11 protein-coding genes are annotated in these 11,830 nt (G+C 72.2%); 2 read left to right on the top strand and 9 right to left on the bottom strand.

The genetic code is table 11. The features are described 5' to 3' along the window. Positions 1-9: 9 nt before the first annotated feature. The 7 genes from purE to mca all read right to left on the bottom strand — a co-directional run bounded on the left by purE (position 10) and on the right by mca (position 8,447). Positions 10-510 carry a 5-(carboxyamino)imidazole ribonucleotide mutase gene (gene purE / locus AB0J06_RS18125; protein ID WP_357429875.1) on the bottom strand — a complete coding sequence of 167 codons (501 nt, stop codon included), beginning with the start codon at positions 508-510 and terminating at the stop codon, positions 10-12. A gap of 8 nt (positions 511-518) precedes the next feature. After that, on the bottom strand, positions 519-1,670 hold the full coding sequence (locus AB0J06_RS18120) for a 5-(carboxyamino)imidazole ribonucleotide synthase (protein ID WP_357429873.1): 1,152 nt from the start codon (positions 1,668-1,670) through the stop codon (positions 519-521). A gap of 44 nt (positions 1,671-1,714) precedes the next feature. Then, positions 1,715-3,742: a thioredoxin domain-containing protein gene (locus AB0J06_RS18115; protein ID WP_357429871.1), complete on the bottom strand. Its 2,028-nt coding sequence runs from the start codon at positions 3,740-3,742 to the stop codon at positions 1,715-1,717. Positions 3,743-3,806: 64 nt separating this feature from the next. Next, positions 3,807-4,415, bottom strand: a complete 609-nt coding sequence (locus tag AB0J06_RS18110) for an HAD-IA family hydrolase (protein WP_357429869.1) — start codon at positions 4,413-4,415, stop codon at positions 3,807-3,809. 13 nt (positions 4,416-4,428) lie between these two features. Beyond that, entirely contained in the window at positions 4,429-6,963 is a 2,535-nt protein-coding gene (locus AB0J06_RS18105) for an EAL domain-containing protein (RefSeq protein WP_357429914.1), read from the bottom strand. Positions 6,964-7,282: 319 nt separating this feature from the next. Further along, positions 7,283-7,516, bottom strand: coding sequence for a hypothetical protein (locus tag AB0J06_RS18100; protein ID WP_357429918.1), 234 nt, complete (start codon positions 7,514-7,516; stop codon positions 7,283-7,285). A gap of 49 nt (positions 7,517-7,565) precedes the next feature. Further along, positions 7,566-8,447 carry a mycothiol conjugate amidase Mca gene (gene mca / locus AB0J06_RS18095; RefSeq protein WP_357429867.1) on the bottom strand — a complete coding sequence of 294 codons (882 nt, stop codon included), beginning with the start codon at positions 8,445-8,447 and terminating at the stop codon, positions 7,566-7,568. A 145-nt stretch (positions 8,448-8,592) separates the two neighbouring features. Here mca and AB0J06_RS18090 point away from each other — a divergent pair, with 145 nt between their 5' ends. Both AB0J06_RS18090 and greA read left to right on the top strand, forming a co-directional pair. Beyond that, positions 8,593-9,027, top strand: a complete 435-nt coding sequence (locus AB0J06_RS18090; RefSeq protein WP_357429912.1) for a DUF4307 domain-containing protein — start codon at positions 8,593-8,595, stop codon at positions 9,025-9,027. A gap of 111 nt (positions 9,028-9,138) precedes the next feature. Beyond that, the gene (gene greA / locus AB0J06_RS18085; RefSeq protein WP_357429865.1) at positions 9,139-9,639 is read left to right on the top strand and encodes a transcription elongation factor GreA; all 501 of its coding nucleotides are present in this window, start codon (positions 9,139-9,141) and stop codon (positions 9,637-9,639) included. Positions 9,640-9,718: 79 nt separating this feature from the next. On the opposite strand, the gene ilvA is transcribed toward greA, so the two are convergent. After that, a complete protein-coding gene (gene ilvA, locus AB0J06_RS18080; RefSeq protein ID WP_357429863.1) occupies positions 9,719-10,942 on the bottom strand; it encodes a threonine ammonia-lyase in 1,224 nt (407 codons plus the stop codon). Continuing rightward, positions 10,939-11,787, bottom strand: a complete 849-nt coding sequence (locus tag AB0J06_RS18075; protein WP_357429861.1) for a DUF4328 domain-containing protein — start codon at positions 11,785-11,787, stop codon at positions 10,939-10,941. The genes ilvA and AB0J06_RS18075 overlap by 4 nt, the downstream gene beginning before the upstream one ends. Positions 11,788-11,830: the final 43 nt, after the last annotated feature.

Raw genomic sequence — 11,830 nt, 5'->3', positions numbered from 1 at the left:
CGCGCCGACCTATTCGCTGATCGAGATGGCGGCGCGCAGCGCGGCGTCCTTCTCGGCCACCAGCGCCGCCAGGTCGTCCTGGAAGGTCAACATCCGGGTCCGCAACTCCTCGTCGGTCGCGGCGAGAATGCGGACCGCCAGCAGACCGGCGTTGCGGGCCCCGCCGATGGAGACCGTGGCCACCGGCACGCCGGCCGGCATCTGCACGATCGACAGCAGCGAGTCCATCCCGTCGAGGTGCTTCAGCGGCACCGGCACACCGATCACGGGCAGCGGCGTGGCCGACGCGACCATGCCCGGCAGATGGGCGGCGCCACCGGCACCGGCGATGATCACCCGCAGTCCTCGGCCCGCTGCGGCGCGCGCGTACTCGATCATCGCCACCGGGGTGCGGTGCGCCGAGATCACGCTCACCTCGTGGGCGACCCCGAACTCGTCCAACGCCTCGGCCGCCGCCTTCATGGTCGGCCAGTCGGAGTCACTGCCCATGATCACGCCGACGCTGGTCATCGCGCCCCTCACTCCCCTGATCCGTCGCGCAGCCAGCTTGCCGCACGCGCGGCACGCGCGCGCAGTTCAGTCAGGTCGTCGCCGAGCACCGTGACGTGCCCGATCTTGCGGCCGGGCCGCGTCCGCTTGCCGTACAGATGGACCTTCACCCCGGGGTCCGCGGCGAAGAGATGGTGCAGCCGCTCGTCGATCGAGATCCCGCCGTCGGCCCCGCCGAGCACATTGGCCATCACGACGGCGGGCGCGGTCAGCGCGGTGTCCCCCATCGGATAGTCGAGGACCGCCCGCAGGTGCTGCTCGAACTGCGAGGTTCGCGCCCCCTCGATGGTCCAGTGCCCCGAGTTGTGCGGACGCATGGCCAGCTCGTTGACGACGAGACCCTGCTCCACCTCGAAGAGCTCCACGGCGAGCAGGCCGACCACGCCGAGCGCGGTCGCGAGGTCGATCGCGAGCTGCTGGGCCCGCAGCGCCAACTCTTCGGGAAGCCGCGGCGCCGGCGCGAGCACCTCCACGCAGATGCCGTCCCGCTGCACCGTCTCCACCACCGGGTACGCCGCCACCTGGCCGAACGGCGACCGGGCCACCTGGACCGCCAACTCACGCCGCAGCGGGACCCGCTCCTCGGCGATCAGGTGGGTGCCGGTGGCCAGCAGCGCGGCCGCCTCGGCGGGGCTCGACAACAGCCAGACGCCGCGCCCGTCGTAGCCGCCGCGGACGGCCTTGACGATCACCGGCCAGCCCACCTCGGCGCCGAACGCCGCCAGGTCTGCCACGTCGACGATCGGCCGCCACCGCGGCACCGGCGCGCCCAGAGCGGCGAGCCGCTCCCGCATCGCGCGCTTGTCCTGGGCGTAGAGCAGCGCGTCGGCGCCCGGATGGAGCACCACACCCTCGGCCGCGAGGGCCCGGATGTGCTCGGTCGGCACGTGCTCATGGTCGAAGGTGACCACATCGCAGCCCTTGGCGAAGGTCCGGAGCGCGGCGAGATCGGTGTGCTCGCCGTAGTGCACGTCGGCCGCGACCAGCGCGGCGCCGTCGTCGGGCGCCAGCGCCAGCACACGCAGGGACTGACCAAGGGCGATCGCGGCCTGATGGGTCATCCGGGCCAGCTGACCGCCGCCCACCATGCCGACAACGGGCAGACCGGTACGGGTATCCATCGGCCGCCAGCTTAGCCGCGCCGGCCGGAGCCGATCGCGGCAGGTCAGCCGAGCTGGGCGACGAGGTCGGCGGTCGTGGTCACCGGGCGGTCACAGACAAAACCGCGGCAGACGTACGCCGTCGGCCGCCCTTCCAGCAGCGGCCGGTCCCGCAGCAGCGGCACCCCCGGCTGGTCCGGGGCACCAGCGACCACCACCGCGCCGGGCGGGGCGTGCCGGTGGGCGGCGAGCACCAACGGGTCGGACGCCGAACCGTCGGTGACGATCGCGATCTCGTACGGGCCGGAGAGGAGCGCCTCGCCCACCGTGGCGGCGTAGCCGGTGAACCGGGCGTGCCGCGCGGCGATCGGCGCCACCGTGGCGAGAGCCGCCTCCGCCGCCTCGCGGTAGCGCGGCTCGCCGGTGAGCGCCGAGTAGGCGGTGAGCGCCGCGGTCAGTGACGAGAGTCCGGACGGGGTGGCGTTGTCGGTCGGGTCTGCCGGGCGCGTGACCAACTGCTCCGCGTCGTCGGCGGTGTCGTAGAAGGCGCCCGAACCGGTGGCGAAGCGGGCCAGCGCCACGTCGAGCAGTTCGCCGGCCAATTCCAGCCAGCGCCCTTCCCCGGTGAGCTGGTGCAGCGCGCAGAACGCCTCCGCGACGCAGCCGTAGTCCTCCAGGACCCCGGCCGGCTCGCCCACCACGCCGTCGCGGGAGACCCGACGCAGCCGACCGTCGACGAGGTGGGTCTGTGCCAGGAAGGCGCCGGCCTCGGTGGCCAGGCTGCGGGCCAGCGCGGCGGCGGCCGGGGCATCGCCGTTCCCGTCATCACCGATCGCGGACGCCACCTGGGAGAACTCGCTCAGCGCGGTGATCGCCAGCCCGTTCCACGACGAGACCACCTTGTCGTCCCGCGCCGGCTGCGAGCGCCGCGACCGCGCGTCGAGCAGCGCGTCGCGGACCTGTGCCCACCGCTGTCTGATCTCGGGGGCCGCGTCATCGATGTCCCGCGCCAGCCGCAGCACGCTCGTGCCGTGCTCGAAGGTGCCGCCCGGCGTGACCTCGTAGAGATCGGCCGCCCAGGCGCCGGTGTCCTCCCCCACCGCCTCGATCAACTGCTGTGGCGTCCACGCGTAGGTGGCGCCCTCGACCCCTTCGGTGTCCGCGTCGAGGGCGGAGGCGAACCCGCCCGGCTCGACCGCCAGCGAGTCGCGCAGGAAGTAGACCGTCTCGCGGGCCACCCGGCCGGCCAGCTGGTCGCCGGTCAGCCGCCACAGGTGGGTGTAGACCCGCAGCAGCAGCGCGTTGTCGTAGAGCATCTTCTCGAAGTGCGGCACGGTCCAGGTCGCGTCGACGGAATAGCGGGCGAACCCCCCGGCGAGCTGGTCGTAGATGCCGCCCCGGGCCATCGCCTCGCAGGTGTGCCGCGCCATCTCCAGGCTGCTCCGGTCACCCGTGCGCTGGTGGTGGCGGAGCAGGAAGAGCAGGTTCATGTGCGGCGGGAACTTGGGGGCGCCGCCGAAACCACCGTTGGTCGAGTCGTACTCCTTGCCGAGCTGGACCGCGGCGGCGTCGAGAAGTTCGGCGGTGAGCGGCGCGGTCGGCCCCCCGATCGCCTGCGCCCCGCCGATCGCCTCGACCACCGCGGCACCCTGGCGCTGCACCGCCTCGCGCTGGTCGCGCCAGGCGGTGGCGACCGACTGCAGAAGCCGGACGAAGTTCGCGCGTGGAAAGTAGGTGCCGCAGAAGAAGGGGGTGCCGTCCGGAGTGGCGAAGACGGTCATCGGCCAACCGCCCTGCCCGGTCATCGCCTGGGTCGCCGTCATGTAGACCGCGTCCACGTCCGGCCGTTCCTCCCGGTCGACCTTGATCGAGACGAAGTCGTCGTTCATGAGCTGACCGACGGCCTCGTTCTCGAACGACTCGTGCGCCATCACGTGGCACCAGTGGCAGGCCGCGTAGCCGACCGAGATGAGCACCGGCACGTCCCGGCGGCGCGCCTCCGCGAACGCCTCCGCACACCAGGGCCACCAGTCGACCGGGTTGCCGGCGTGCTGTTGGAGGTAGGGGCTGGTCGCGTTGGCGAGCCGGTTCATGCGGACGCTCCTCACTGCGGGACCCCCCTAGCCTGTCAGCTCCCGCCGCACGCCGCTCGGGTGACTACCACTCCTGCGCCGGCACGGGCCCGGATCTCGGGGAAACGGGCGTTTGTCCACGGTAGAGAATGGCGTCGATGCCGAGGTCCGCGGCGGCGCGGACGTTGTCGGCGCGGTCGTCGAAGAAGGTGACCTCGGCCGGTTCGGCGTCGAGCCGGCGCAGCACCTCTTCGAAGAGCACCGGGTCCGGCTTCGCCCGCCCGAACCGGCAACTGTAGAAGCGCTGGGTGAAAGCGGCGGCCCAGCCGGCGCCGTCGATGGCGCGCGCCAACGACTCGGGGGCGTTGGAGAGCAACGCGAGGCGCACGCCGTGCGCCTCCCACTCACTGATCATCCGCAACGTGTGGGGGTTGAGCCGCGACCAGCTGGCGACATCAGCCGTGTCGAGCACGGCGACGAGCGGGTCGTCGACCGCCAGCGTCCGCCCCAGCACCGCGCTCCAGTACGAATGCGCGGGCTGGCCGCGGTCGTACGGAAGGCGGTGCCGCCAGTAGCGGTCGTGGAAGTCGGTCGGCGACCGACCGGCGTGGGCCGCCATGGCGGCGATGTCGGTGGCGGACTGCGGCAGGGAGATCACCTCGCCGTAGTCCAGCAGGATCCATCGAGGGGACACGAGAGCCAAGCCTTCAGGAAGCACCGTCGGCACGCAACGGGAGGACCTGCGCCTGAGCCGAGTCGAGGAGCGACCGCAACACGGCGACGATCTTGTCGGCCGGCATCGGTTTGAAGAAGTGGTAACCCTGGGCGGCGGCGCAACCGAGCGCCGCGAGCGCCGCGCGCTGATCGGCGGTCTCCACCCCCTCGGCGACCACCCGCAGGCCCAGCTCGCGGCCGAGCTCGATCGTGGTACGCACGATCGCCGCGGCCTCCGGCGAGTCGGCCATCCGGACCACGAAGGAGCGGTCGACCTTGAGCTCGTCGACGGAGATGCGGGTCAGGAATGTCAGCGACGAGAAACCGGTGCCGAAGTCGTCGACGGCGAGCTGCACGCCCATCTCCCGCAGCGCACCGAGCACCTCGTCGATGACCTCCAGCTCGCTCATCACGACCGTCTCGGTGATCTCCAGGACGAGCCGGTGCGGCGGCACCTGGTGACGGCGGAGCGATTCACCGATCTGGGCGGGCAGCCGCGGATCGAGCAGATTACGGGCGGACACGTTGACCGAGATCGGCACATTCAGGCCGTTCCGCGCCCAGTCGGCCGCCACGCCCAGCGCCTTGTCGACCACGTAGCGGGTGAAGGGCGCGAGCAGGTCGCTGCCCTCCACCGCCCGAACGAACTCGGCCGGAGTGAGCCAGCCGCGGCGCGGGTGCTGCCAGCGGATCAGCGCCTCCACGCCGGTCGGCGCTCCGGTGGCGAGACTGACCGACGGTTGCAGGGCGAGCACCAACTGGTCGTCGACGGCGAGCGCCTCGCGCAGCTCGGCGAGGAGCGCGAGCTGATCCGTGCTCGCCGCGTCGGTGGCGCTGTCGTACGCGGCGACGCTGCTGCCGCCCTCCTTCGCCTGGTACATCGCGATGTCCGCCCGGCGCAGCAGCTCCGTCATGTCGGCCGTCCCCGCACCCGTCACGACCACGCCGATCGAGGCCTCGACCGACATCTTGACCCCGGCGATCTCGGTCGGCGCCGCCAGCCCGTCGACGATCTCCCGTGCCCGCCGCATCGCCTGCGGCACCGGCACAGCGCCGTCGTCGGGGGTGTCCGGCTCGCGGAGAACCGGCAGCGCCGTCACCAGTAACGCGAACTCGTCGCCGCCGAGGCGGCCGAGCAACTCGCCCGGCCGGGCGAGCGCGCCCAACCGGGCGGCCGTGACCCGCAGCAGCTCGTCGCCGGCGGCGTGGCCGAGGGTGTCGTTGACCTCCTTGAAGTGGTTGAGGTCGAGCAGCACCAGCGCGACGGGATGATCGTGGGTGAGCTGATGCAGCGCGAGGTCGCCCTTGCTGAGCATCGCGGCCCGGTTGATCAGGTTGGTCAGCGGGTCGTGGACCGCCTCGTACGACGAGCGGGCGGCCATGATCCGCAGCTCACGGTGGGTGGCCGCGTCGTGCAGCGCCGCACCCAGAGCGTCGCTGAACGCGGAGAGCGCCATCTGATCGCGCGGTCCGGGCAGGACCGAACGCGGCAGGCGGACCCGCAACTCCCCCACCGCCTGCCCGCCGACGATCAGTGAACGGACGAGGGTCTGCGCGTCGACAGCCGACGAGCGCTCCGTCCCCCCGTCGATCACATCCCCGTCGCTCAGTAGGCCGCTGCGATCGCCACGGTAACCGTGCCGCCCCTCACCGCGGATGACGTGCACCTCGACCTGCTCCGCGCCGAACAGCGTCAACGCTCCCGCGACCCCGGCCGCTGCCACGCTCCGCTCGTCGAGCTGGTTGAGCGCACCGGTCGCCTGCGCGAACTCCTGCCAGGCCCGGCGCTCGTCGTCGGCGCTCAGCCGGTGGCCGTACGTCTGCTGCAGCAGCCACAGCGCGGGCGGCAGGAGCAGCAGCCAGCGCGGGTCGTGGTCGAGCATGACGACCACGACGACGCCGACCAGCACGTTGCCGACGAACATCAGCAGTTTGCTGTGCAGCGCCCGCCGCAGGATCGGCCAGACCGGCTGGGCGTGCCGCAGCGACAGGGTGAGCGCGGCGAGCGCGGCGCTCACCACGAGATAGGTCAGCGCGCCGACGATCAGCGCGCTGGCCAGTGCCGCATCGGGCGGAACGCCGTGCGGGTCGACGATGGCGGTGGTGACCGCCGTGGCGAGCGCGACCGCCACGGTGAGCGAGGCCGCGGCATGCACGACCTCGATCGCGGTGCGCCGATCGACAAAGATCGAGAGCAGGGTCCAGGCCAGACCCGCGCCGACGAGGGTGGCGGCGGGAAGCCAGCCGGCCGGCGCCAGGTAGAGCCCGATGATCAGGGCGGCTTCGTTCCACGTCACGCTGACGGTGCCGGAGCCGATCCGCAGGCGCAGACGGGCCAACTGGGCGAGCGCGATCACCGCGGTGACCACGGCGAGCCGGACGAACGGCGTCGACGCGCCGCCGTGCGACAGCTCGGCGACCGCCACGCCCAGGCCTGCCGCGCAGAGGGCGACGGCCAGCACGGCGGCGGTGAGGCGCTTCGGGTGGCCGGTCGAGCCGACGGCGGGCGGGGACACACGCGGGGGCAGGCCCGACGGGACGACGCCGGTGGGCTCGGAGGGCCGGCGCGGGGCGGCCGGCGTGCCGCCCGCTCCGGACGTCACGGGTCGACTCCGACCACCGGTGGGGAGTGCGGAACGGGTCTGCGTTGCCCGTGACGCCAGGCGCCGATCTTGCCGTCCATCGTCGCCCCCCTTCCGCGCGCGGTCGTGGGAACTTTTGGTCCCCCCGGCGGAAGGCTAAGCCAAACCGGTTTGGCGCAACAGTGGTCGCAGGGCCGGTTTAGCCGAACCGTGCCCTGCCGTACCGATTGCGACGCAGGTCAAAGCGGCGGAAGAAGGCTTCGGGTCAGCGCGGATCGCCGTCGGCGCGGCGCAGGACGGCGCCCTCCGCCGGCTCCTCCGGCCCCTGACCGGGGAACCGGTCCGGAAGGCGGCGCAGCCGGCGGTTCATGTTGCGGATCAGGAACACCGTCGCGGCGGTGAGCAGCAGGATGAGGAAGAGCCCCATCGGGCCGGCCAACCCACCCGACCGGGTGTCACCGAAGTTGTTTACCGCGAGCACCTGCGCAGCGGTCAGCATGGGAATCCTCCGATGTGGGGGCGTGGCCTCAACGGTAGCTCCCGCCGGATCAGGCGGAGCGCACGGTCTCCCGTACGCCGGCGAACAGGTCGGACTCGGGCAGCTCCGACTCGACCAGCGAGCGCGCCAGCTGGAAGTCCTCGGTCGGCCAGGCCCGCTTCTGCACCTCCATCGGCACGTGGAACCAGAAACCGTCGGGGTCGACCTGGGTGGCGTGGGCGCGCAGCGCGTCGTCGCGGACCGGGAAGTATTCGGCGCAGGGAACCCGCGTCGTGATCCGCTCGCCCTTGTCGGGTCGGTCGTCCCACCGCTTCAACCAGTCGAGGTAGGGCGATTCGAGACCCGCGGCGAGCATCTCCTCGTGCAGGGCCATGATCTTGCCCTTCGAGAAGCCCACGTCGTAGTAGAGCTTCAGCGGCTGCCACACCGCGCCCAGCTCCGGGAAGCGGGTGGGGTCGCCGGCCGCCTCGAAGGCCGCCACGGTGACGTTGTGGCACATGATGTGGTCCGGGTGCGGGTAACCGCCGTCTTCGTCGTAGGTGGTGACGACGTGCGGACGGAACTCGCGCATCAGCCGCACGAGCGGCCCGGCCGCGACCCGGGGGTCCTCCAGCCCGAAGCAGCCTTCCGGCAGCGGCGGCAGCGGATCGCCCTCGGGCAGCCCGGAGTCGACGAAGCCGAGCCAGGCCTGCTCGATGCCGAGGATGGCCCGGGCGGCGTCCATCTCCGCGCGGCGGATCTCCGCGATGTTCTCCCACACGTCGGGGCGGTCGAGCTTGGGATTGAGGACGCTGCCCCGCTCCCCGCCGGTGCACGTCACGACCAGCACCTGGACGCCCTCCGCGACGTACTTCGCGGTCGTCGCCGCGCCCTTGCTCGACTCGTCGTCGGGGTGCGCGTGGACGGCCATGAGGCGCAGTTGCTCTGCCAACGGGTTGCTCCCTCATCCGTGCCGTTGCCGGGCGATCCGCGCCCGACCGGCTGACCTGCCGGACTCGTCGCGGACACCGGCTGCGAAGATGGACTCTGCCATTCTCACCGATGGTGCCGACAAGAACCGCAGGAGCCCGGAGCCGGTGACCGAGACGCACGCCACAACCCCCACGCACCCGCCGGTGTTCCCACCCGGCCGGTACGGGCGGCGGCGCGCGCCGCAGCGGCGGCGCCCCTGGCTCGTCGCGCTGTTACTGGTTCCCGTGGTGGTGCTCGGCGCGGCGGTCATGGTCCGGCTCTACCAGCAGCACGGCGACCCGAACTACCAGGCGAAGGTGATCACCTACACGGAGATCACGGACTCGCAGATCCTGGTGACCTTCCAGGTCACGGTGCCGCCCGGCGGGTCGGCGGACTGCATGCTGCGGGCGCGCTCCCGCGACGGCGCGGAGGTCGGCCTCGAGAAGGTCCGGGTGACCGCGGCGCCCGGCGAGCGGACCCCGGTCGTCTCGCACCGGCTCGCCACCACCGCCCGTCCGCTGATCGGCGAAGTGTTGCGCTGCCGACCGATCCAGTGATCGGCCGAACGGCTACTCCGTGACCGTTCACCGCCGCTTGGTGGTGAGGGTCACTGGTACGTTGGTAATTCGCCTTTTGTTCACCGCGTAACCCGCATGAGGAGATCGTCTGTGTCCACGACTGACAAGGGTGCCCCCACCACGTGGCTGTCCCAGGACGCGTACGACCGGCTGCAGGCCGAGCTCAACGAGATGATCGCCAATCGCCCCGCGATCGCCGCGGAGATCAACGCCCGCCGCGAGGAGGGCGACCTGCGCGAGAACGGCGGCTACCACGCCGCCCGCGAAGAGCAGGGCAAGGCGGAGGGGCGCATCCGTTACCTGCAGGAGCTGCTGCGCGTCGCCCAGGTCGGCGAGGCCCCCAACGCCGATAAGGTCGCGCCCGGCACCGTCGTCACCATCCACTTCGACGACGACACGGACGACACCGAGACGTTCCTGCTCGGGTCGCGGGAAATCGCCGCCACCACCGACCTCACCGTCTACAGCCCGGAGTCGGCGCTCGGCAAGGCGATCCTCGGCGCGCGCCCCGGACAGACCGTCACCTACACGGCGCCCAGCGGCGCCGACATCAAGGTGACGGTGGTCAAGTTCGCCCCCTTCGGCAGCTGACCTCCGCAATCTCGCAGATGTGGCCCCGGAGTATGCCGCGCATACCAGGGGCCACCTCCGCATCAGCGCCCGGTCTCCGTCAGCGGGACTGGGCGGCGAAGGTGACAGCGTAACCGCTGCCCCGCAGCGCGCTGATGAGTCTGTCGGAATGCTCCGCGCCGCGCGTCTCCACCGAGAGCGCCACCTCCACCTCGCCGAGGCGCAGGTGCGGGTTCTGCCGCTGGTGCTCCACGTCGACCACGTTGGCCCGGTGCTCCGCGATCTGGCTGAGCAGCGACGCCAACTGCCCCGGCCGGTCCGCGCAGCGCACCGTGAACCGCAGGTAGCGTCCCGCCGCGGCAAGCCCGTGCTCGATGACCCGCAGCAGCAGCAGCGGGTCGATGTTGCCGCCGGAGAGCACGGCCACCACCGGCGTCTCGACGCGCACGGCACCCGCGAGCAGCGCCGCGACCCCCACCGCGCCGGCCGGCTCGACAACCTGCTTGCCCCGCTCGAGCAGCATCAGCAGCGCCCGCGAGATGTCCTCCTCGGAGACCGTCACGACCTCGTCGACGAGCTTGCTGACGTGCGCGAAGGTCAGCTCGCCGGGGCAGCCGACCGCGATCCCGTCGGCGATCGTGGCGTACGAAGGCAGCCGGACCGGCGCCCCCGCCAGCAGCGAGGGCGGGTAGGCGGCCGCGTCGGCGGCCTGCACCCCGATCACCCGGATGTCGGGGCGGAGCGCCTTCGCGGCCACGGCGATGCCGGAGATGAGCCCACCGCCGCCGACGCCGGCGACGATCGTCCGCACGTCGGGACACTGTTCGAGGATCTCCAACGCGACGGTGCCCTGCCCGGCGATCACGTCGGGATGGTCGAACGGATGGATGAAGACCGCGCCGGTGCGCTCGGCGAAATCCTGCGCCGCGACCAGCGACTCGTCGACGGTGCTCCCGACGAGTTCGATCTGCGCGCCGTACCCCTTGGTGGCCGCGACCTTCGGCAGCGGCGCGCCCACCGGCATGAAGACGGTCGACGCGGCGCCGAGCAGCCCGGCGGCGAGGGCGACGCCCTGCGCGTGATTGCCCGCGCTCGCGGCCACCACGCCGCGCGCGCGTTCCTCCGCCGACAGCCCGGCGATCCGCGTGTACGCGCCACGCACCTTGTAGGACCCGGCGCGCTGCATGTTCTCGCATTTCAGCCACGCCGGGCCGTCAAGCGCGGCGGTCAACGGCCGGGACGGCTCCAGTGGGGTGGTCCGGACCACGCCGGCGAGCAGGTCGCGCGCGGCCACGATGTCGGCGAGACCGACGAGCTCCGTCATGCCCCGATCGTCGCATCACCGCCGGTCGGCGCCCCACCCGGCACCGTTGGCGCGGGGACCGTCATGCCCGGCGGCACCGGACCGGTCGCACCACGGGCGATCCGGGCCTCCTGCGCCACGGAGATCCGCCGGATCAGGATGATCAGCGCGGCGGCGGCGACCCCGCCCGCCGGCAGAAGCATGAGCTCACTTCCGAGCGCAGCGGCGTAGTGGTCGACATACGTGCGGTAGTCGGCCGGGCTGGCCGGCTCGGCCATCAGAAGGGGGTAGTCCCGGGCATCACGACGGTCGATCCGCCCTGCCACCAGCCAGTAGACGAGCCAGCTCGGCCACCAGATTCCGACCAGCCACGGAGTACGGGAGCGCCGCACGCTGTCCCGCGCGATGCTGACCATCACCCGGCACGGGATGACGAGGTTCGCGAAGGGCACGAACCAGCCGGCGATGGCCCATCCGCCGGAGAGCGTGGGACTGGCGCCGGGAAAGGCCTCCAGGTTGGTGCGGGCGCGATACAACCAGATGATCACCAACACTCCGGCGACGATCACGGTGCCGACGTGGAGCACGGGGATGATCAGCTCGACGAGCTGCGCCAGTTCGAACAGCGCACGATGACCGGTGAGCACGGCCCGCTCGGCCATGCGCCCGCCGGCCAGTGGCCAGAGCGCACGCGCGAGGTCGGCGACGAGCACGCCGACGACCGCCACGGAGGCCGCCACCCCGACGCCCCGTACGGCGCGGGTGCGCACCCCGGCGCGCAGTGCCGGCGCGCCCACGGGGGTGTGGCAGGTGCCGCACTCACGCCGGGCCGGCGGCACCCTGCCGCCGCAGGTTTCACAGAGCATCGACACACGCTAAACGATCATGCGTCCGCGACCATCCGCTGCT

It is taken from the genome of Micromonospora sp. NPDC049679, from assembly GCF_040659735.1.
Classification (GTDB): domain Bacteria; phylum Actinomycetota; class Actinomycetes; order Mycobacteriales; family Micromonosporaceae; genus Micromonospora_I.
Note: the sequence above shows the minus strand (reverse complement) of the source record. Positions and strands in the feature narration are given on the sequence as shown.